The sequence below is a fragment of the Streptomyces sp. NPDC043726 genome (genome assembly GCF_056436565.1).
Map to the genome: position 1 here is coordinate 99,397 of NZ_JBWKCI010000009.1, position 20,741 is coordinate 120,137.

At 72.9% G+C, this 20,741-nt stretch carries 15 protein-coding genes and 1 pseudogene; 11 read left to right on the plus strand and 5 right to left on the minus strand.

Annotated features, from left to right (window positions below):
• Nucleotides 1-179 precede the first annotated feature (179 nt).
• Both AC068Z_RS25940 and AC068Z_RS25945 read right to left on the minus strand, forming a co-directional pair.
• Nucleotides 180-1,547 carry a lanthionine synthetase LanC family protein gene (locus AC068Z_RS25940; RefSeq protein ID WP_478560122.1) on the minus strand — a complete coding sequence of 456 codons (1,368 nt, stop codon included), beginning with the start codon at nt 1,545-1,547 and terminating at the stop codon, nt 180-182.
• A gap of 261 nt (nt 1,548-1,808) precedes the next feature.
• Entirely contained in the window at nt 1,809-2,249 is a 441-nt protein-coding gene (locus AC068Z_RS25945) for an SRPBCC family protein (protein ID WP_478560125.1), read from the minus strand.
• A gap of 199 nt (nt 2,250-2,448) precedes the next feature.
• Between AC068Z_RS25945 and AC068Z_RS25950 the strand changes: the two are divergent.
• A pseudogene (locus AC068Z_RS25950) lies at nt 2,449-2,607 on the plus strand (cytochrome P450); the annotation flags it as partial.
• A 9-nt stretch (nt 2,608-2,616) separates the two neighbouring features.
• On the opposite strand, the gene AC068Z_RS25955 reads toward AC068Z_RS25950, so the two are convergent.
• Both AC068Z_RS25955 and AC068Z_RS25960 read right to left on the minus strand, forming a co-directional pair.
• Nucleotides 2,617-3,405: a polysaccharide deacetylase family protein gene (locus AC068Z_RS25955; protein WP_478560128.1), complete on the minus strand. Its 789-nt coding sequence runs from the start codon at nt 3,403-3,405 to the stop codon at nt 2,617-2,619.
• A gap of 79 nt (nt 3,406-3,484) precedes the next feature.
• Nucleotides 3,485-5,899, minus strand: coding sequence for an ATP-binding protein (locus tag AC068Z_RS25960; protein WP_478560131.1), 2,415 nt, complete (start codon nt 5,897-5,899; stop codon nt 3,485-3,487).
• A gap of 173 nt (nt 5,900-6,072) precedes the next feature.
• On the opposite strand from AC068Z_RS25960, the gene AC068Z_RS25965 reads away from it, so the two are divergent.
• The 7 genes from AC068Z_RS25965 to AC068Z_RS25995 all read left to right on the plus strand — a co-directional run bounded on the left by AC068Z_RS25965 (nt 6,073) and on the right by AC068Z_RS25995 (nt 14,306).
• The gene (locus tag AC068Z_RS25965; protein ID WP_478560134.1) at nt 6,073-6,546 is read left to right on the plus strand and encodes a carboxymuconolactone decarboxylase family protein; all 474 of its coding nucleotides are present in this window, start codon (nt 6,073-6,075) and stop codon (nt 6,544-6,546) included.
• Nucleotides 6,543-7,016: an iron chaperone gene (locus tag AC068Z_RS25970; protein ID WP_478560137.1), complete on the plus strand. Its 474-nt coding sequence runs from the start codon at nt 6,543-6,545 to the stop codon at nt 7,014-7,016. Before AC068Z_RS25965 ends, AC068Z_RS25970 begins: the two co-directional genes overlap by 4 nt.
• A gap of 58 nt (nt 7,017-7,074) precedes the next feature.
• A complete protein-coding gene (locus AC068Z_RS25975) occupies nt 7,075-8,232 on the plus strand; it encodes an ROK family protein (protein ID WP_478560140.1) in 1,158 nt (385 codons plus the stop codon).
• A gap of 34 nt (nt 8,233-8,266) precedes the next feature.
• Entirely contained in the window at nt 8,267-10,057 is a 1,791-nt protein-coding gene (locus AC068Z_RS25980) for an alpha-galactosidase D (protein ID WP_478560143.1), read from the plus strand.
• A 10-nt stretch (nt 10,058-10,067) separates the two neighbouring features.
• Entirely contained in the window at nt 10,068-12,410 is a 2,343-nt protein-coding gene (locus AC068Z_RS25985; protein WP_478560146.1) for a glycosyl hydrolase family 95 catalytic domain-containing protein, read from the plus strand.
• An 11-nt stretch (nt 12,411-12,421) separates the two neighbouring features.
• Nucleotides 12,422-13,573 (plus strand): SGNH/GDSL hydrolase family protein, encoded by a 1,152-nt coding sequence (locus tag AC068Z_RS25990; RefSeq protein ID WP_478560982.1) that lies wholly within the window; start codon nt 12,422-12,424, stop codon nt 13,571-13,573.
• Between the two features lie 112 nt (nt 13,574-13,685).
• On the plus strand, nt 13,686-14,306 hold the full coding sequence (locus AC068Z_RS25995) for a TetR family transcriptional regulator (RefSeq protein ID WP_478560149.1): 621 nt from the start codon (nt 13,686-13,688) through the stop codon (nt 14,304-14,306).
• 57 nt (nt 14,307-14,363) lie between these two features.
• Here AC068Z_RS25995 and AC068Z_RS26000 read toward each other — a convergent pair whose 3' ends face one another.
• Complete coding sequence (locus tag AC068Z_RS26000) at nt 14,364-16,823, minus strand: AMP-binding protein (protein ID WP_478560151.1); 2,460 nt, start codon at nt 16,821-16,823, stop codon at nt 14,364-14,366.
• 268 nt (nt 16,824-17,091) lie between these two features.
• Here AC068Z_RS26000 and AC068Z_RS26005 point away from each other — a divergent pair, with 268 nt between their 5' ends.
• Genes AC068Z_RS26005 through AC068Z_RS26015 form a run of 3 tightly spaced genes read left to right on the plus strand, consistent with a single transcriptional unit; the run spans nt 17,092 to nt 20,691 of the window.
• Nucleotides 17,092-18,111 (plus strand): iron ABC transporter substrate-binding protein, encoded by a 1,020-nt coding sequence (locus tag AC068Z_RS26005; RefSeq protein WP_478560154.1) that lies wholly within the window; start codon nt 17,092-17,094, stop codon nt 18,109-18,111.
• A 13-nt stretch (nt 18,112-18,124) separates the two neighbouring features.
• Nucleotides 18,125-19,648 carry an ABC transporter permease gene (locus AC068Z_RS26010; protein WP_478560157.1) on the plus strand — a complete coding sequence of 508 codons (1,524 nt, stop codon included), beginning with the start codon at nt 18,125-18,127 and terminating at the stop codon, nt 19,646-19,648.
• Nucleotides 19,645-20,691, plus strand: a complete 1,047-nt coding sequence (locus AC068Z_RS26015; protein ID WP_478560160.1) for an ABC transporter ATP-binding protein — start codon at nt 19,645-19,647, stop codon at nt 20,689-20,691. The genes AC068Z_RS26010 and AC068Z_RS26015 overlap by 4 nt, the downstream gene beginning before the upstream one ends.
• Nucleotides 20,692-20,741: the final 50 nt, after the last annotated feature.

Genomic DNA, 20,741 nt, shown 5'->3' on the forward strand with positions numbered 1-20,741 from the left:
GTGTGGTCCCGGGTGTCGGCGGGGCGTGTGTGTTGGGTGGTTTGTCTGGCGGGCTGTGACGGTGCGGTGCGGGTGTCGGCGGGGCGCATGGGCTCGGTGGCCTGACCGGCGGGCCGCGACGGTGTGGTCCCGGTGTCGGCGGGGCGTGTGTGTTCGGTGGTTCGACTGGCCGGCTGCGGCTATGCGGTCCCGGCGTCGGCCGGGTGGAGTCGGTCGGCCGTGCGAGCTGAGTCCCGTGCCGTGGCTCCGGCACCGGCCTGGCGGGCCGGATCGGTGGCCTCGCCCGAGGCTCGCCGCACCGAGGGCTGGTCCGGCCAGGCGAAGGCGTAGTCCACAGCGCCGCCCCGGATCAGCCGTACGTGACGCAGCAGTTCACGTGCGATGCCCGCGTTGCCCATCGCCCAGCCGGTCTCCGGCTCCAGGGCGCTGGGCGTGGCCCGGTGCTCCACGTTCGACCAGCGGGCGCCCCGCGCGTCCCGGACGGCACGCGCGGCGAGATCCGCGACCAGGACCCCGGCGAAGTCCGGGGTCTCTTCCTGTTCCGCCATCCGGTCCGAGGCCAGGGCGAGGACGCCCGCGGTGCCGCAGCAGCGGCCGTTGTTGTCCCAGAACCCCGGGCCCAGCCGCGCGGGCAGCCCGGAACCGGTGACGGTGTGCCAGCAGCGGTCGGCCAGCGCCGACCAGGCGGAGTCGTCGAAGGCGTCCCGCAGCAGCCGGAAGACCTGCGCGTCACCGGCCGGGCCGTGGCACCAGCCGTAGTTGTAGCGGGCGGTGCGCTCGCCGCCGTGCCGCGGGTCGGAGTGCGGGACCAGGAAGCCCTCGGGGCCGGCCTCGTCCCGGGAGACGACGTCCGCGGCGCCCGCCAGCGCAAGGTCGGTGAGGTCGCTGCGACCGGCCGCGGTGCCGATCACGGCCAGCGCCGGGACGATCCCGAGCGTGCCGTGCGAGATGTGGTGCATCCGCCCGGACGCACCGGGCCGGTGGGCCCACCGCACCCCGGCCCCGGTCCGCTCGGCCGCGTCGAGATACGGCTCCACGGCCCGTACGGCGAACTCGGTGTCCCCGAGTGCCAGCGCCCCGAGGCCGATCCCGGCGTTGCCGCCCATCAGCTCGAACAGCTCGCCCCAACGCGTCCCGTCGAAGCGGACCCGCACCAGCGCCATGGCACGGTCCGCGGCGGCACCGGCGGTGTCGTCGCCCAGTCCGGTGTGGACCGCGTGCAGGGCGAGCGCGATGCCGGTGAGGCCGAAGTACAGGGAACTGTCCTCGGTGTCCTCGACGGCGGCCGCGAGGCCCCGGGCGGCGCGCACCGCGGTGTCGGCGTAGCGGTCGTCGCCGAAGTGCCGCCAGGCCTCCAGCAGCGCCGGGACGATCCCGGCCGTGCCGTTGTAGAACATCGCCTCGGGTTCCGCGTCCGACGGCCGCTCGGGCCAGCCGAGGCCACCGCCCGCGACCTCCCGCGCCTGAGCGAGCAGCCAGCGCAACGCGTCCGCCGCCAACTCCTCGACCTCGTCAACTGCCGGTCCCGCGGCTCGATTTGAGATCATACGGACCAGTCTGACAGGCACCCTTCGCCCGCCGCGTGGCAGGCCGGTACGGCGGGCGGGTGTGGGGCTCCGAGGGGTGGGCGGGTGCGGCGGTCGCCTGGCGGCTCGGCGGCTCGGCTCGGCGCGGCGGGCCGGTCCGGCGACAGCCGTGGGGTTGGTGCGGCGGGTGCTGCGGTCTGGATCGGTGGCGTGCTTGGGGGCGGCGCGGCAGGCCCCCCGGGTCTGGTTCGGTGGCGTGCAGGGTGTGCCTACGCGTGGCTTTCACGGTCGCCGTAGCAGGCTGTTCGCCGCGCGTCCGAAGACGTACCGCCCCGCTGTCCGCAGCGGGGCGTCGAAGAGGCGGGGGAGGAGGCGGATCCGTAGTTCCTCGCGCCACACCACGCGGGCGCGTCCGCCGGGTCCGGGCCGTACCTCGATCTCGGCCCAGCCCAGCACCACCCGGCCCCGCTTCTCCAGCCGGCACAGCCCCGGGGCGTCCTCGGCCGGCGGTCGCCACACGGTGACCTCCATCCGGTCGTCGAAGGCGAGCGGGCCGAGGCCCGAGCGCGCCACGAAGACCGTGCCCTCCCGGTTCGGTCCGGGTGTGACCACGGTGACGCGGGTCAGCGGGACCACCTCACCGTGGCGGTGCCACTCGGTGAGGCGGCGCCAGGCCTCGTCGGGCGAGAGCGGCGCGGTGCGTTCGAGCTGAAAGGTGACCACGGCCCGATCCTAAGGAATCCGGCCAGCTCAACGGTGGTCTCGTATACGGCTCACACACTTGGCCCAACGCCCCGTCGACGCACGGACGTACAGCTGTCGTGGGCCCGCGCGAAGTCCCGGAGCCGACGGACGGGCCGCCCTGCCCTTCCCCCATCGGCCGGGCAGTCCGCCCGCCTGCAGGGGGAGTTGGTCGCCGTGTGGCTGCCCTGGTTCTCAGCTGGCGCGCGAACAACTGCGGATCACGCTGGAGGAGTTGACGCGCAAGCTGCCAGGGCTGCGGCTCGCGGAGGACGATCCGGTCACCATGCGGCCCACGATGATCCACCGCTCCCCGTACCGCCTGCGTCTGGTCTGGTGACGCCTGGGTTCACCGGTACACCTCGCCGGGCTCGGCCTTGCCCGGTGCGAGCAGTTGCGGCACGGTCACGAAGACGTACCCCTGCTTCTTGAGGGCGTCGATGATCCCGGGCACGGCGGGCACCGTGCCCTGGTAGATGTCGTGCAGCAGGATGATCCCGTCCCGGGAGGACTGGTCCAGGACCCGCTCGCGGATCAGGTCCGAGTCGTTCGTCTTGTAGTCCTTCGCCGTCACGCTCCACAGCACCTCCGCGAGCCCCAGCTCCCGGCAGATCTCGTGCACGGTGTCGTCCGTGCGGCCCTGGGGCGGGCGCATCAGCGTCGGGCGGCGCCCGGTCAGGCGCTCTATCGCCTCGTTCGGCCGCTCCAGCTCCTCGCGTATCTCGTCCCGGCTCAGCTCGGTGAGGATCTTGTGGTCCCAGGTGTGGCTGGCCACCTCGTGGCCTTCGTCGGCCATCCGCTTCACCAGCTCCGGGTACTTCTCGATGTGCCGCTTGCCCAGGAGGAAGAAGGTCGCGGGGACCTCCTCCTCCTTGAGGATGTCCAGCAGGCGCGGCGAGTTCTCGCTGGGCCCGGCGTCGAAGGTCAGCGCGATGCACTTGACCTCCCGGCAGTCGACACCGGCGGGCCGCGCCCGGACGTCCGCGGAGGCGTCGGCGCGCGCGTCGGCCGGGGAGGTGGTGTCCAGGCGCGTGCACCCGGTCAGCGCCAGCGCACCGGACATCGTCACGGCCGCGAGGAACGCGGCCCCCGTTTTCTTCATCTTCTTGGTCGGGAACTTCTTGGTCAGAGAAGGCATGCCGAGACTATACGTCGCGTGTATACACGGCATGTATAGTGGGTCCGGCGAGCCACGGAAACCGCGCTGACCTGCAGATTCAGCCCTGGCGCAGGATCGCTCGGCCCGCCTCCCGGTGCTCCGCCGCCTGTGCCGGATCCGTCTCCTGCAGCACCCTGGCGATGCCCTCGTGGGCGAGCGCCTCCGCGTGCCGGTTGCCGAGCCTCGGGCCCAGCTCCAGTGCCTGCCGGTGCAGCCGCAGGGCGTCCTCGGGCAGGCCCGCGAGGCGGCAGGTCTCGGCGTAGCCGTCCAGGAAGTGGATCTTCCAGTGCTCCTCGAACAGCTCGTCCAGGAGCGCGAACGCCTCCCGGTGCCCCGCCAGGGCCTCCTCGTACCGGCCCATCTGCCGCAGTGCGACCCCGAGGCAGTTCAGGCACCAGGCCTGGTTGTGCAGATGCCCGTCCTCCCGGGCCAGCTCCAGCGCCCGGCGCAAGTGGTCCGCCGCCGAGTCGGGGTTCTCGCGGGCGAGAGCCACCCCGAGCGTGATCCGGGCCGTCAGCGCGGGCGGCCACGCGGGGTCGGCGTGCGGGACGTCCAGCACCTCCCGGGCCAGCCGCGCCGCCTCCTCGAGCTGCCCCAGCTGCGACAGCGCCCATGCCTCGGCGGCGGCGGCGTGGGCCGCTCCCTGCGCACAGCCGGCGTTCCCGAACAGCTTCCCCGCCAGCCGGAACAGCTCCAGCGGCTCCTCGACCTGTCCCGCGTCCCAGCCCAGGTAGCCCCGGCGCAGGGTCAGTTCGGCCTCCACGCGCGCGTCCCCCGCCTGCGCGATCCGCGCCTCGGCCGCCTCGTACGCCTCGGCCGCCTCCGCGGCCCGGCCCGCGTTGTAGCGGGCGAAGCCCAGGTCGCTGTACGCCTCCGCCAGGTGCAGCGGGTCGCCCAGCCGCTCGGCGGCGGCCAGCGAGCGTTCGAAGAGCAGGTTGAGATGGGTGGTGCCGCAGCGGCGCGCGAAGTACGACCGCAGGAAGCGCGGCAACTCGCACACGTGGGCGTCGGCGCCGACGGCGGACGCCGTCTCGAACACGGCGACGAGATTGCCGTACTCGCCGACGAGCCAGGACATGGCCGCGTTCTTGTCGGCGAACCGTGGCAGTTCCGCCGGGGCCGGGCCCGCCGAGACGGGCCGTGCGGGGGCAATGAACGGCATCGCCGCGTCGGCTGCCGCCGCCGCGTGCACGTAGTAGTCCAGCACCCGCACCAGGGCCCGCTCCCGTTCGGCCGCCGGGTCGGTCTCCGCCGAGGCGCGGCGGGCGTGCTGGTGGACCAGGTCGTGCAGCCGGTAGCGGTCCGCCGTCGGCTGCTGGACGAGGTGCGCGTCGACCAGGTCCTCCAGCATCGTCCGCGCCTCACGCAGCGGCGCGTCCGCCAGCGCCGCCGCGACGTACACGTCGAAGGACTCCCCGGGCAGCAGGCCCAGCAGCCGGAACAGCCGGGCGCGCGGCCGGTCCAACTGCCGTACCGACATGGCGAACGCGGTGTCGAACTCGCTCGCGCCCTCGGCCAGCCGCTCGACGAGGATGCCCACGGTCCAGCCCGGCCGGTGCCGCAGCCGGGCCCCGGCGAGGCGCAGCGCCAGCGGCAGCCGGCCGCACAGCCGCAGCACCTCGGCGGCGGACTCCGGATCCCGGGCCAGCCTGCCGTCCGGGCCGCCCGGGTCGCCACTGGCCCGGGCGAGCAGTTCAGCGCTCTCCCCGGGGCTGAGCACATCGAGCGAGACCGGCGGCACCTCGTCCAGGCCGAGCAGCCGGTTGCGGCTGGTGATCAGGGCGACGGAGGCTCCGGCGCCGGGCAGCAGCGGGCGGACCTGCTCCGCGTCGGCGGCGTTGTCGAGGACCACGACGACCCGGCGGCGGGCCAGCTCCGCCCGCCAGCACGCGGACAACTGCTCCAGACCCGACTGCGGGACCCGCTCGGAGGGGACGTCCAGCGCGCCGAGCAGCATCCGCAGCGCGGAGTCGGGGTCGAGGGGCGGACGGCCCTCGGTGAAGCCGTGCAGGTCGACGTAGAGCTGCCCGTCGGGGAAGCCGTCGGCGAGCCGGTGCGCGGCGTGCACCGCCAGACAGGTCTTGCCGACGCCCGCCATGCCGTCGACCGACACCGCCCGGTGACTGCCCACCGCGTCGAGGACGGCGGCGAGTTCGGCCTCGCGCCCGGTGAAGTCGGCCGCGTCGCGCGGCAGGTCGTTGCGGGGCAGCGGACGCACCAGACGGCTGCTCTTCGGGGGCGCCGGAAGCGGGTTGGAGGTCCGCTCCCACAGCGGGCGCAGCGGCCGGGGATCCCGCTTGACCAGCCGGCACAGGGCGACCACGGCGGGCCACGGCGGCACCGTCCGCCCGGTGAGGTAACGCGACAACGACGAGGAACTGAGGCCGGCGTCCTTGGCCAGGGCCCGCACCCCGAGCCCCGACAGCTCCTGGAGCATCCGCAGCCGGGCCGCCAGCTCTTCCTGTGGATCCATGGTCATGTCCCCCGCCCTTCCGTCCCACTGCGACAGAAGTCTTCCGAGTGCCCTCGCCGCAGGTCAAGGCCTGTTCCGCTGTCCCACGGCGTCCCATGGACATGGCCCGGCGGGCGCGGCCGGGCTGTCATGGAGTCACACACCGACGCAGTCCGGAAGCGAAGGAGAGCGCAGTGCGGTCCCGAATGCGGCACCCCGCCGACGTCCTGCCCGACGCGGCGCACCCCCTCCAGGAGATCCTGAGGGCCGTGCACCGCGCCGGGGTGGACGGCCGGACGCTGGAGCTCGTGCACCTGCGGATCAGCCAGATCAACGGGTGCGCCGCCGGCGTCGTCAAGGGCGCCGGGGCGGCCCGCGCGGCCGGCGCGAGCGACGCACAGCTGCTCGCCCTCGCCGTCTGGCGGGACGCCCCGTGCTTCACTCCGGCCGAGCGCGCGGCCCTGGAACTGGCCGAGTCCGCGACCCGGCTGGCCGACCGGCCCGACGCGGTGAGCGACGAGGTCTGGGACCGCGCCGCCACCTGGTTCGACGAGCGACAGCTCGCCGCGCTCCTGCTGATGATCGGCGTCACCAACCTCGGCAATCGGCTCGGCGCGACGACCCGTCAGGTCGCCGCGGCAGACACCCTCGAAGGGAACAAGTCATGACCAAGGCACAGCAGTCCGCGAAGAAGACCACCGCCACCGCGTCCGAGGAGTGGACGGCCGAGGAGCGCGCCGCGATGAAGGAGCGCGCGAAGGAGGCCAAGGCGGCGGCGCGCGCCGGCTCGCGGGCCGAGAAGGCGGCCCAGGACGAGGCCGCCGTGGTCGCGAAGATCGCCGAGATGCAGGACTCGGACCGCGAGATGGCCGAGCGCATCCACGCCATCGTCAAGGAGAACGCCCCGCAACTGGCGCCGAAGCTCTGGTACGGCATGCCCGCCTACGCCCTGGACGGCAAGGTCGTCTGCTTCTTCCAGAGCGCGCAGAAGTTCAACGCCCGCTACGCGACCCTCGGTTTCAACGACACCGCGCGGCTCGACGACGGCACCATGTGGCCGACCGGCTTCGCCCTGACCCGGCTGACCGCGGCGGACGAGGCACGGATCGGCGAACTGGTGGCGAAGGCCGTCAACTGACCCCGGATTTCGGCTTCTTTTATTGACAGCGGAAAATAATGGCCCTAGGTTCCCGGCCATGCAGCCTCCCGAGGCCTTCCCCGCACAGACGCCGGCCGTCGCGCAGATCTTCACCACGGTGCTCTCGCACGGCCCCCTCACCCGCTCCGAGGTGGCCGAGCGCACCGGTCTGTCAGCGGCGGCGGTGACCAAGGCGGTACGGCCGCTGATCGAGGCCGGGTACGTCGAGGAGGTCGCCGACGACGCCCGCCGCGCCCTCGGCCGGCCCGCCAACCCGGTGCGGGTCGACGGCGGGCGGGCCCTGTTCGTCGGGGTCAAGGCGACCGGCGACGAACTCATCGGAGTCCTCACCGACCTGTGCTGCCGGATCCGGGTGGCCCGGCACCTTCCCCTGACGGATCCCGGCCCCGGCGCGGTGCTCGCCGCGATCGCGGATCTCGTACAGGAACTGCGCACCGAGGCCGGGCGGTTCGGCGCCCCCGTGCTCGGCCTCGGCCTCGCCGTCTCCGGCGACGTGGACCGCGCCCGGGGCGTCGTGCGGTACTCGCCGTTCCTCGGCTGGAGCGAGGTCCCGCTCGCCGAACTCGCGGGCATGACCTGCGGGTTGCCGGTCACCGTTGAGAACGACGTACGGGCCCTGACCGTCGCCGAGCAGTGGTTCGGCGCCGGGGTGGGGCTCTCCGACTTCGCGGTGGTCACCGTCGGCGCGGGCATCGGCTGCGGACTCGTCGTCCACGGCCAAGTGGTGGCCGGGGCGCACGGCGTGGCCGGTGAGATCGGCCATGTCGCCGTCGACCCGGTCGGGCCCAAGTGCCACTGCGGCAACCGGGGTTGTGTGGAGGCGATCGCCGCGGACACCGCGATCCTCGCCCGGATCCGGGAGACCACGGGCGCCGACGTCGTCGACACCGCCGAAGCCGTGGACCTCGCCCGCCGAGGCGACCGGGGCGCCCGCGAGGCGTACGCGGCGGCCGGGGCGGCGATCGGCCGCGGCATCGCCACCGTGGCCAACCTGTTCGGACCTCAGCGCGTGATCATCTCCGGCGAGGGCCTGGCCGCCTACGACCTCTTCGCCGAGCAGATCCGCGACACCTTCACCGCCTGTGCCTTCGGCTCGGCAGGCCAGTGCGACGTACAGACCCGCCCGCTCCCCTTCGAGGAGTGGGCTCGCGGTGCTGCCGCGACCGCGATCCAGAGCTTCATCGGATCCCCCTGACCCGCACCACCGATCCCCTTCGGAGGTACGACCCATGCGGTCAACCCCGTACTCCGTCATGCCCGGACGCCGCGCGAGAACCCTCCTCGTCCTCGCCCTCACGGCCGGCCTCGTGACCGCCGCCCCCGCCGCGCGTGCGGACACCGGCGCCCCCGACTTCGCCAAGCCCTACATGGGCTGGACGAGTTGGAGCATGCAGTCGTCGAAGTACCCGGGCCTCAACCCGAACGGCGACTACAGCTATCTCTCCGAGGCCAACATCTCCCGGCAGACCGACGCCATGGCCGCCAAGCTGAAGCCCTACGGCTACGAGTACGTCAACATCGACGCCGGCTGGTGGATGGACTGGTCCTGGAAGCCGCGGTACGACGAGTACGGCCGCCAGCAGGCCGATCCGCAGCGCTTCCCGAGCGGGATGAAGGCGGTCGCCGACCGCATCCACGCCAAGGGCCTCAAGGCCGGCATCTACCTCCCGGTCGGCCTGGAGAAGCAGGCGTACGGCGACGGGAGGACACCGATCTGGAACGCCGAGGGCTGCACCACCGGCGACATCGTCCACGCCGACCTGCGCACGACCAACGGCTGGGACAGCTCGTACAAGATCGACTTCTCCGATCCGTGCGCGCAGAAGTACATCGACTCGCAGGCCCGGCTCTTCGCGGACTGGGGCTACGACTTCCTCAAGCTCGACGGTGTCGGGCCCGGCTCCTTCAAGAGCGGCGACAACTACGACAACGTTGCCGACGTGGCCGCCTGGCAGAAGGCCATAGCGGCGACCGGCCGCCCGATCCACCTGGAACTGTCCTGGTCGCTCGACTACGGACATGTCGAGGACTGGAAGAAGTACTCCGACGGCTGGCGCATCGACACCGACGTCGAGTGCTACTGCAACACCCTGGTCACCTGGGAGAACTCCGTCGTCGACCGCTGGGACGACACCCCGGCCTGGATCCGGCACGCAGGGCCCGCGGGCCTGAACGACCTCGACTCCCTCAACGTCGGCAACGGCGAGATGGACGGCCTCACCAAGGCCGAACGGCAGAGCTACGCCACCCTGTGGGCCATCGCCAAGTCCCCCCTCTACACCGGCGACGACCTCACCCGCCTCGACTCCTACGGCCTGTCCCTGCTGACCAACCGCGAGGTCATCGCCGTCAACCAGGCGGACACCCCGCCCGCCCGGCCGGTCACCCCGTCCGACCCGCAGCAGGTGTGGGCCGCCAAGAACCCCAACGGCACTTACACGGTGGCCCTGTTCAACCTCTCCGACGCCCCCGCCTCGGTCACCGCGCACTGGTCGACCCTCGGCTTCAAGGGCAGGGCCGCGGTGCGCGACCTGTGGAACAAGGAGAGCCTCGGCACCCACCCCGACCGGATCACCCAGGCGCTCCCCGCGCACGGCTCCCGCCTCTTCACGGTCACCCCGCGCGGCACCGCCCTGTCCTGGACCCGCCACGAGGCCGAGGCGAGCGGCAACACCCTCGGCGGCAACGCCTCCGTGGCCGACTGCCCGGCCTGCTCCGACGGCCGCAAGGTCGGCGACCTCTACGACGGCGGCAGACTCACCGTGAACGACGTGACGGTCGCCAGGGCCGGCACGTACCAGATCAAGGTCTCCTACGTCAGCGGCGACGCCCGCTCGGTCGCGGTGTCGGCGAACGGCGGTGGCGCCGAGTCCCACAAGTTCCCGTCCACCGGCGACTGGTCCACGGTGAACACCGTCCACGTGCCGGTGACTCTCAAGGCGGGCGTCAACACGATCACCTTCGACAGCGGCTCCGGCGGCTACGCGCCGGACATCGACCGGATCGACGTACAGAGGTAGGGCCCCGCCGATGACCGAGCCCAGCAGACGAACGATCCTCTCCTTGACGACCGCGGCGCTGAGCGCCCTGCCCGCCTTCACAGCTTCGGCGGTGCCCGTTCGCCCCGCTGAAGACGTGTCGCTCCCATCCGACTCCACCCTGTGGTGGCGGGCCCCCGGCGACGAGGGCTCGCTCATCGAGCAGGGCCTCCCCCTCGGCAACGGCCGTATCGGCGCGCTCGCGAGCAACGACCCAGGCCGCGAGCTCCTGCTGATCACCGACGCCACGATGTGGACCGGCCACCGCAACGACACCCTCGACGCGGACGGCCAGTTCCCTTACGGCCGGGCGGACTTCGGCTCCTTCACGCTGCTCGCCAGGCTCACCGTCGACCTCCCCGGCCACGACCTCGGCGCCGTCTCCGGCTACCGCCGCACCCTCGACCTCGCCCAGGGCCTGGTCAGCTGCTCCTACGTCCGCTCCGGCGTCACCTACCGGCGCGAGATGTACGCCGGCCACGCCGACGACGTGATCGTCCTGCACTTCACCCAGTCCGGCGGCGGCCGCTACACCGGCACGCTCACCCTGACCGGCACCCACGGCGAAACCCCGGCCGCCGCCGAGTCGTTCGGGGCGAGCCTCCCGAACGGCCTCCGCTACGGCGCCGCGATCAAGGCGTACGGCCGAGGCGGCGAGGTCACGGTGCACGGCACCCGGATCGACGTCGACGGCTGCACCGAACTCACCGTGCTGGTCAGCGGCGGCACGAACTACGCCCCCGACGCGGCGGCCGACTTCCGGGACCCGTCCCTCGATCCCGAGCGCCTGGCCCGTACGAAAGTCGCCGACGCGGCCACCGCCACCCCCGCCGCCCTGCGCCGCACCCACGTCGCCGACTATCAAGCCCTGTACGGGCAGTTGGACCTCTCGCTCGGCACCTCCACCCCCGCCCAGCGTGAACTGGACACCTGGGAACGGCTCAGGGCGCGCGCCCGCGATGCCGAGCCCGACCCCGAACTGGAGGCCGCCTACCTGCGGTTCGGCCGCTACCTCATGATCTGCGGCTCGCGCGACAGCCTGCCGCTGAACCTCCAGGGGCTGTGGCTGGACGGCAACGACCCGGACTGGATGGGCGACTACCACACCGACATCAACCTCCAGATGAACTACTGGATGGCCGACCGGACCGCCCTGTCGCAGTGCTTCGACGCCTTCACCGACTACTGCCTCGCCCAGCTACCGTCCTGGACCGAGCTGACCCGGCGGCTGTTCAACGACCCCCGCAACCGCTACCGCAACTCCACCGGCAGGATCGCCGGCTGGACCGTCGCCATCTCCACCAACCCCTTCGGCGGAGGCGGCTGGTGGTGGCATCCGGCGGGCAACGCCTGGCTGTGCAACAGCCTGTACGAGCACTACGAGTACACCCAGTCCCGCGCCTACCTGGCGAAGATCTACCCGCTGCTCAAGGGCGCCTGCGAGTTCTGGGAGGCGCGGCTGCTGACGACGACCCTCCCCGGCACGACCCAGGAGGTGCTGATCGCGGACAGCGACTGGTCCCCGGAGCACGGCCCGCTCGACGCCAAGGGGATCACCTACGCCCAGGAACTGGTCTGGGCCCTGTTCGGCAACTTCGCCACCGCGTCCACCCTGCTGGGCAAGGACTTGGCCTACGCCGACACGATCAGCGGTATGCGCCGGCGCCTCCACCTCCCACGCGTCAGCCCCACGACCGGCTGGCTGGAGGAGTGGATGTCGCCCGAGAACCTCGGCGAGACCACCCACCGCCATCTGTCCGGCCTGGTCGGCCTGTTCCCCGGCGACCGCATCCGCCCCGACGGCTCCACCCCGAAGGAGATCGTCGCCGGAGCCACCGCCCAGCTCAGCGCGCGCGGCATGGACAGCTTCGGCTGGGCCAACGCCTGGCGCGCGCTGTGCTGGGCCCGCCTGAAGGACGCCGAGAAGGCCTACCGGCTGATCGTGACCAACCTCCGCCCGTCCAGCGGCGGGAGCAACGGCACCGCCTTCAACCTCTTCGACATCTACGAGGTGGAGAAGGGCCGCGGCATCTTCCAGATCGACGCCAACTTCGGTACGCCCGCGGCGATGCTGGAGATGCTCCTTCACTCCCGCCCCGGCCACCTGGAATTGCTTCCCGCCCTGCCCGAGGCATGGGCCGCGTCCGGTCACCTCACCGGAGCCCCGGCCCGGGGCGGCTTCGTCGTCGACCTGCGCTGGCGGGACGGCAGGCCGACCGAGGCGCGCGTGCGGAGCGTGGGCGGACGGACCACGACGGTGGCCTTCGGCGGGACGTCCCGGACGGTGACCCTGCGGCCCGGGCGGTCGGTGACGCTGAGGGACCTGGCCCGGTGATCGCCAGGATCCTGGTCGCGCTGCTCCTGGCGGCGCCGGGCCCGACGGCCGACGCCCGTCCGGTCGCCGAGGTCGTCACCTGGGGTGCGAGCGCGGACCGGCTGGGGGAGGGGGTCGCGGACCGCGCGTACCGGCTCGTCGTGCACACCAGCGCGGGTGGGTCCGATCTGCGGATCCGGCTCTCCAACGCCTTCGGGGACCGGCCGATCACCTTCAACAGCGCCTATGCCGGCCGCCGCGAGGCGGGAGCCGAACTGGTCCGCGGCAGCAACAGACCGCTGACCTTCGGCGGCGCGCGGTCAGTCACCGTCCCCGCCGGGCAGACCGTGCTCAGCGATCCGCTGCCCGGGAAGCTGCCCGCCGCGAGCGACCTGGTGATCAGCATCCACTCACCGGACGCGGCGGGCCCGGCGACGGGACACGGGATGGCGATGGCGACCTCGTACGTCACTCAGGGCGACCACACCGCCGAAGAGGGAGCCGCCGCCTGGACCGGCACGACCAGCTCGTGGTTCTACCTGGACGCGGTCACCGTCCGCGGCGGTTCGGCGGCGGTCGTCGCGCTCGGTGACTCCATCACCGACGGCTGGGAGTCCTCCACCGACCTCAACCGCCGCTGGCCCGACTACCTGGCCCGCCGGCTCCAGCGGGCCGACGGGGAGGTCAAGGGCGTCGCCAACGAGGGCATCTCCGGCAACAAGGTGCTCGCCGACGGCGCCGGGCAGAGCGCCCTGAACCGCCTGGACCGGGACGTGCTCGCCCACCCGGGCGTGCGTACCGTGTTCCTCTTCGAGGGTGTCAACGACATCAAGGCCCACACCGGTGTCACCGCCGAGGACCTGATCGCCGGGTACCGGGAGATCATCGCCCGGGCCCACGCGGCCGGGAAGTGCGTCGTCGGCGCCACGGTCGGTCCCTTCAAGGGCTGGCCGGAATGGGACCCGGCCGCCGAGGCCGTACGGCAGGAGGTCAACGCCTACGTCCGGGGCGGCGGCGAGTTCGACGCCGTCGCCGACTTCGACCGGGTGCTGCGCAGCCCCTACGACCCCGAGCGCATGCTGCCGTTCCTCGACAACGGCGACCACATCCACCCCAACGACAAGGGCATGCAGGCCATGGCCGACGCCGTCGACCTCGACAGCCTGGAGTGCGAGCGGGGCTGACGCCCGCACCCGCCCCGGCTCGGTCCGCGGTCGCCGTCACGGATCCCGCCGGGGCGCCCGTGCCAGAATGGACGGGCCCGATCTTCCGCCACCCCGCATCGAGGTTCCTCCCGTGTCCCAGCCCGTGGGCCGTGTGCCCCAGCGGCGCAACGCCCGGTCCAACCGGGCGCGCATCCTGGCCACCGCGCGCCAGGAGCTGGGTCGCAATCCCGACATCACCCTGGAGGAACTGGCCCGCGCCTCCGGTGTCGTACGGCGCACCCTGTTCGGGCACTTCCCCGGGCGGGCCGCCCTCCTGGAGGCCCTCGCCGAGGAGGCCGCCGAGGCGCTGCGGGCCGCCGTGTCGGAGGGGGTCAGGGAGAGCGAGCCGGCCGAGCGGGCGTTCGCGCACTTCATGCTGGCGATGTGGCCGGTGGGCGACCGCTACCGCCTGCTCCTGGCGCTCGCCCAGCGGGACCTGGGCAAGGAACGCGTCACCGAGACCCTCGCCCCGTCCCGCGTCGCGGCCACGGCCATCCTGGAGCGGGGCCAGCGGGAGGGCGTCTTCCACTCCGAACTGCCGGCCGCGGTGCTCAGCGCCGGCCTCGAGGCGATGACCGTCGCCCTGCTGGAAGAGGTCAACACCGGCGCCCTGGAGGACGACGGCACCCGAGCCGCCACCGCCGCGCTCATCGCGGCCGGGGTGCCCCAGGAGCGGGCGCGCGGGATCGTGGAGGACGTGACCGGAGCGTAGGTTCGCGGCGACGCGAAGGCAGGTCCACCGCGGCCCTGGACGGGGCGGATGCGTCGTTCACCGCCTCCGGCCGCGCGTGAGCCGGCGCATCGTCCAGGTCGCCACGGCGTGGTAGCCGATCCCGAACAGCAGTGAGGCGAGCAGGGCCAGCCAGCCGGAGAAGTCGTCGATCAGCGGATAGATCTGCCAGTGCGTCAGGTAGATGTACAGCGAGGCGCTCGCCAGGACACCGGCCACGCTGTTGATCCGGGCCAGGCTGGGCAGCCGGCGGACCCAGACCAGCAGCACGAAGCCGGTGGCGACGACCGCGTCCCGGACCGGCTCACCGGGGAAGAAGCCGGGGATCGTGGCCACCGCGACCCCGGTCACCAGCAGCCGCCGGCCGGTGGTGTCCGCCTTCGCCGCGGCCCAGCCCAGCGCGAACAGCCAGAAGACCACGGCCGCCGACGGGACGTGCCCGCGCTCGCGCAGCCCGAACACGTCGTACCGCATGAGCAGCCCGAGCGCCGCGATCGACATCGGCAGGGCGAACGGGAACCGTCTCTCGGCCCGGTCCACGGACCGCAGTCCGAGCAGGGCGACCGTGGCCACGAGGAGGTAGGTCAGCGCCTCGACGAACCAGAAGTGCATGGCCGTCTCGCTGTCGTGCGGCCCGAGGACGCTGTGCAGCAGGGCGAGGTTGCTGAGGCCGTAGTCGTCGGTCAGCGGCAGGACCAGGGCGATCCAGGCCAGGCTGGGCACGACGATCCGGGCGAGGCTGCGCAGCCCGTGCCGGACGCGTTCGCGGCGCTCGGCGGACGGCGTGAGGTGGAAGCGGGCGAGGTTGTACCCGGCCACCGCCAGCAGGAGATGGGCGCCGCCCTTGACGTAGACGACATGGATGTGCGAGCCGACGATCAGGACGATCGCCGCGGCGCGCAACGCGATGCCCGTCTCCAGCGTGCGGCGGCGCGAGAGCTTCCGGGGCTCTTCGGGGCGGCGCAGTTCGCGGATGGGTCTGGTGTGCCAGTCGGGCGGGAGATGGCCGAGCGCCCGCTCCAGGTTCAGGGACATCTCGACGTACGACAGGGAGTCGCCGCCCAGCGAGACGAAGCTGCTGTCCTCCGTGACGTCCGTGCGGTCGAGTATCTCGGCGTACAGCCCGCGCAGATCCGAGGGGTCGAGCTCGTCCGGCGCGTGCAGCGCGCGTACGGCCTCGTAGTCGGGCTTGCCCGTGGCCAGCCGGGGGAGTTCGGGCAGGACGTGGACGCGTACCGCCCGCGGCGGAAGGCCGTACTCGCCGGTCACGAGGCGCCGCACCCGGCCGGGGTCGGTGTCGCCGCCCGCCACGGCGACGACCAGGCGGTCGTCGGTTCCGGCGCACAGCGCGCTGAAGCCGTCGCGACTCAGCAGGGCCTCGACGCGCTCGGGGTCGATCCGCAGGCCGAGGATCTTCGCGAACCGGCTGCGGCGGCCCACGATCTCGTAGAGCCCGTCCGCGGTGCGCCGGGCGATGTCCCCAGTGCGCAGTTCGCCGGTGGTGCGGCCCCGGGCGAGGTCGGAGGGGTGTTCGGCGTAGCCGAGCATCACGTTCGGGCCCGAGTAGACCAGTTCGCCGGTGTCCTCGTCCGGCCAGTCGGGATGGGGTGCCAGACGGAAGGACCCGCCCGGTATGGGGACGCCGATCGCCTCGGGGTGGGCCGAGGCGAGGTGCGGGGGCAGGTAGGCCATGCGGGCGGTGGCCTCGGTCTGGCCGTACATCACGTACAGGTCCCAGCCGTCCCGGCGGCCCAACTCGGCGTAGCGGCGCACCCGTTCGGGGTCCAGTCGGCCGCCCGCCTGGGTGATGTACCGCAGGTGCGGCAGGCGCAGTCCGGCGAAGTCGATCCGGTCCAGCAGGTCGAAGGTGTACGGCACCGCGGCGAAGGTGGTGGCGCGCGCGGCGCGGAACAGCTCCCAGAAGGCGCCGTCGGCGACGGAGAGTTCGGTGAGGATCAGGGCGGCGCCGCGCAGCAGATGGCTGTTGAGGACCGACAGGCCGTAGCAGTAGTGCGGGGGCAGGGTCGTGGCCGCCCGGTCGTCCGGGCCGATGCCCAGGTAGGTGGCGATGGACTCCGCGTTGGCCTGCACGTTCTCGTACGACAGCCGTACCAGCTTGGGCGACCCGGTGGAGCCGGAGGTGCTCAGCATGAGGGCGAGGTCCGGGTGGAACCGGTGCGCGGAGCCGGACCGCCGCTCGTCCAGCCGCCACCGTCCCGTGCCGTCCGCCCCGGCCACGACGTCCGGGTCGTAGGCGGCGGTCAGGGAGCGCACCGCCTCCTCGTTGTCCCCGGGGACCAGCAGGACCGGATGCCCGGCGGAGAGCGCCGCGAGGTAGGTCACCACGGCGTCGACCGTGTTGGCGCCGGCGAGCAGGACAAGGCGCCGCCCGGCGCCGAGCCGGGTGGCTGAATCTTGTACCAGCTCGGCGAGTTCGTGGTATGTAAGCGCTCCACCGTCGCCGGTCAGCAGCGCCGTGCGGTCGCCATGCGCCGCCAAACCCCTTGCGAACAGGGGTGATGTCACGCCCGGGGTGTCTGGGGCCAGGTCGGAGGGGTTGAGCACAGGCGCATATTAGGTATGCCTAACCACTAAGGAAAGGCACAGGAACATCACAGTCAGTGCATGGGGGGCTCACGGATTCGGACCGGAGGGCGTGTGCGATGCCCGTTATCGAGACGTTGTTGACGTGAGGCCAGCCTTACCTTATTCATAGCTCGTTCACAGGTTTCCCGCCGGACCCGAGCTCGGTCAGGAAGGCTTCACCATGCGACGCCCTTCACTCAGACGTCTCGCCGTGCCGCTGCTCGCTCTCGGGCTGCTCGCCCCGGCGCTGGCCGCGTGCAGCGACGAACCGGCCGACCTGGTCATCTACTCCGGCCGCAACGAGGACCTGGTCTCCCCGCTGCTGGACAAGCTGGAGAAGAAGCTCGACGCCAACGTCGAGGTCCGCTACGGCGACAGCGCCGAACTGGCCGCGCAGATCCTGGAGGAGGGCGACAAGACCGAGGCGGGGCTGTTCTTCTCGCAGGACGCGGGAGCCCTCGGCGCCCTGTCCAAGGAGGGCCGCCTGATCGCGCTCCCGCAGGCCACGCTCGACCGGGTCGACCCGGCCTGGCGGGGCGGCGAGGGCGACTGGGTCGGCGTCTCGGGGCGCGCCCGCGTCCTCGCCTACCACCCGGGCAAGGTCCCGACGCCCCCGGACAGCGTCCACGAGCTGACCGGCCCCGAGTGGCGGGGCCGGGTCGGGCTCGCCCCCAACAACGCCTCCTTCCAGGCCTTCGTCACCGGAATGCGCGTCCTGGAGGGCGACGACGCGGCCCGCGACTGGCTGAAGGGCATCGAGGCCAACTCCCCGAAGACGTACGAGAGCAACCTCGACATCCTCGAAGCGGTGGACTCCGGCGAGGTCTCCGTCGGCCTCATCAACCACTACTACTGGTACGAGAAGGCCGCCGAGGAGGGCGAGGACAAGCTCACCGCCAAGCTCCGCTTCCTGCCCGGCGGCGACCCGGGCGCCCTCGTCAACGTCGCCGGCGTGGGCCTGCTGAAGGGCGCCGACGAGAAGCAGGCCGGCTACGCCCGGCAGGCGGCGGAGTTCCTCCTCGGCGAGGATGCCCAGACCTACTTCGCCGAGGAGACCAAGGAGTACCCGCTCGCCGCCGGCGTCGCCCAGGCCGAGGGCGTGCCCCCGCTGGACTCGCTGGAGGCCCCCAGGATCAACCTGGGCGAACTGGACTCGCTGAAGGAGACCCTCGCCATGCTCCAGGAAACCGGACTGGTCTGAGGCGCCGTCAGCCATGGCGACGGTCCGAGAACCCGGGAAGGTTCCGTGGGCGCTGAGCCTTCCCGCGACGGTGGCCGCCCTCCTCGCCCTGCTCCCGCTCGGCTATCTCGTCGTGCGTGCCCTCGAACGCGGCCCCGGATACGCCTGGGACGTCGTCACCACCGCGCGCGCCGCCGAACTGCTCGGCCGCACGCTCGCCCTGGCGGCCGTCGTCGTCGCGGCCTGTCTGGTCCTCGGGGTCTCGCTGGCCTGGCTGACCACGCGTACGGCGCTGCCGTGGGCGCGCGGCTGGGCGGTGCTGGCGACGCTGCCGCTGGCCGTGCCCAGCTATGTCGCCGCCTTCGCCTGGCTGTCGGCCGCCCCCCGGCTGGCCGGGTTCGGCGGGGCCGCGCTCTCCCTGACGCTGGTCAGCTTCCCGTACGTCCATCTGCCCGTCGCCGCCGCCCTGCGGGGCATCGACCCGGCCCAGGAGGAAGCCGCCCGCTCGCTCGGCCTCGGCCCGGTGCGCACCTTCCTGCGCGTCACGCTGCCGCAACTGCGCCCCGCGGCGGCGGGCGGCGCGGTCCTCGTCGCGCTGTACGTGTTCTCCGACTTCGGCGCGGTCTCGCTGATGCGCTACGACACCTTCACCCGCGGCATCTACACCTCCTACCGGGCCTCCTTCGACCGCACCCCGGCCGCCGCGCTCAGCGTCGTGCTCGTGGTGCTCACCGTGGCCCTGGTCGCCGCCGAGGCCCGCACCCGCGGCCGCGCCGGTTACGCCCGCACCGGCACCGGCACCGCACGCCGGGCGGAACCCGCCCGCCTCGGCAAGTGGCTGGTGCCGTCGCTCGGTTGGTGCGCCGCCGTCACCGCGGCGGCCGTGGCGTTCCCGCTCGGCACGCTCGGCTACTGGCTGGCCGTCGGCAACTCCGCGACCTGGGACCCGGCCCGGCTCACCGAGACCGCGACGACCACCCTCGGCGTCGCCGCGGCCGGCGCCGCGCTGACCACCGCACTCGCGCTGCCCGTCGGCGTGATCGCCGCCCGCCACCGGGGCCGGGCCGCCCACCTGCTGGAACAGGCCGCCTACGCGGGCCACGCCCTCCCGGGCATCACCGTCGCCCTCTCGCTGGTCTTCTTCGCGGTGCGCTACGCCCACCCCCTCTACCAGGAACTCCCGCTGCTGGTCGGCGCGTACGCGGTGCTGTTCCTCCCGGTCGCGGTGGCCGCCACCCGGGCCGCGGTGCTCCAGGCACCGCCCGGCCTCGAGGACGTGGCGAGATCGCTCGGCCGCCGTCCCTGGCGGGTGCTGGCCGAGATCACCGTGCCGCTCGCGGCCCCCGGAGTCGCCGCGGGCGCCGCGCTCACCTTCGTCGTCTGCATGAAGGAACTCCCCGCCACCCTCCTCCTGCGCCCCACCGGCATGGACACGCTGGCCACCCGCCTGTGGACGGAGACCGGCACCGCCTCCTTCGCCGCCGCCGCCCCCTACGCCGCCGCCCTGATCCTGCTGGCCGCGATCCCCTCCTACCTCCTCGGAAGGCACCGCACATGACCGAGCTGCGCGTCGAGGGACTGTCGAAGTCCTACGGCGGCCCCGAGGCGCCCCGGGTCCTGGACGGACTCGACCTGACCGTGCCGGGCGGTGCCCTGGCCGCCGTACTCGGCCCGTCGGGCTGCGGGAAGACCACCCTGCTGCGGATCGTCGCGGGCTTCCTGCGCGCCGACGCGGGCACCGTGACCGTCGGCGGACGCGTCCTGACCGGCCCCGGCACCCAACTGCCCCCGGAGCGGCGCCGGATCGGCATCGTGCCCCAGGAGGGCGCGCTGTTCCCGCACTTGAGCGTGGCCCGGAACGTGGCCTTCGGCCTGACCGGTCAGGACCGGGCCGAGCGCGGGCGCCGTACCGGGGAGATGCTGGAGCTGGTCGGACTGTCCGGCTACGGCGAGCGAATGCCCCACGAGCTCTCCGGCGGCCAGCAGCAACGCGTCGCGCTGGCCCGCGCCCTGGCGCCGCGTCCGGCACTGGTTCTGCTGGACGAACCGTTCAACGCCCTGGACAGCGCCTTGCGCGCGGGAGTGCGGGCCGACGTCCGCGCGGCGCTGCGGCTGAGCGACGCCACGGCCTTGCTCGTCACCCACGACCAGCAGGAGGCCCTGTCCACCGCCGACCTGGTGGCGGTCGTACGGGACGGCAGTGTCGCCCAGTGCGGCACTCCGGAACAGGTCTACCGGCACCCTGCGGACCCCTGGGTCGCCGGGTTCGTCGGCGACGCGGTCCTCCTGCCCGCAACAGCGGAGGGCGGCACCGCGACCACCCCCCTGGGCCCCGTCCCGCTCGCCCAGGGCACGGGCACCGGAACCGTGCTGCTCCGCCCCGAACAGCTCGAACTCCTCGGCCCCGAGTCCGCCGCCGTCACCGGGACGGTGACCGACGTGCGCTTCTACGGCCACGACGCCATGGTCAGCGTCGCCGTCGACGGACTCGGCGCCCCGGTTCAGATCCGCACGTCCGGCACCCTGACCACCCGCCCCGGCGACCGCACCGGCATCCGGGCCACGGGCAAGGCGGTTCTGCACGCCGACGAGCCGTCGTAGTTCAGCCGCCGGCACTCGCCCAGGGCGATGACATCCGGCAGGAACCGTGG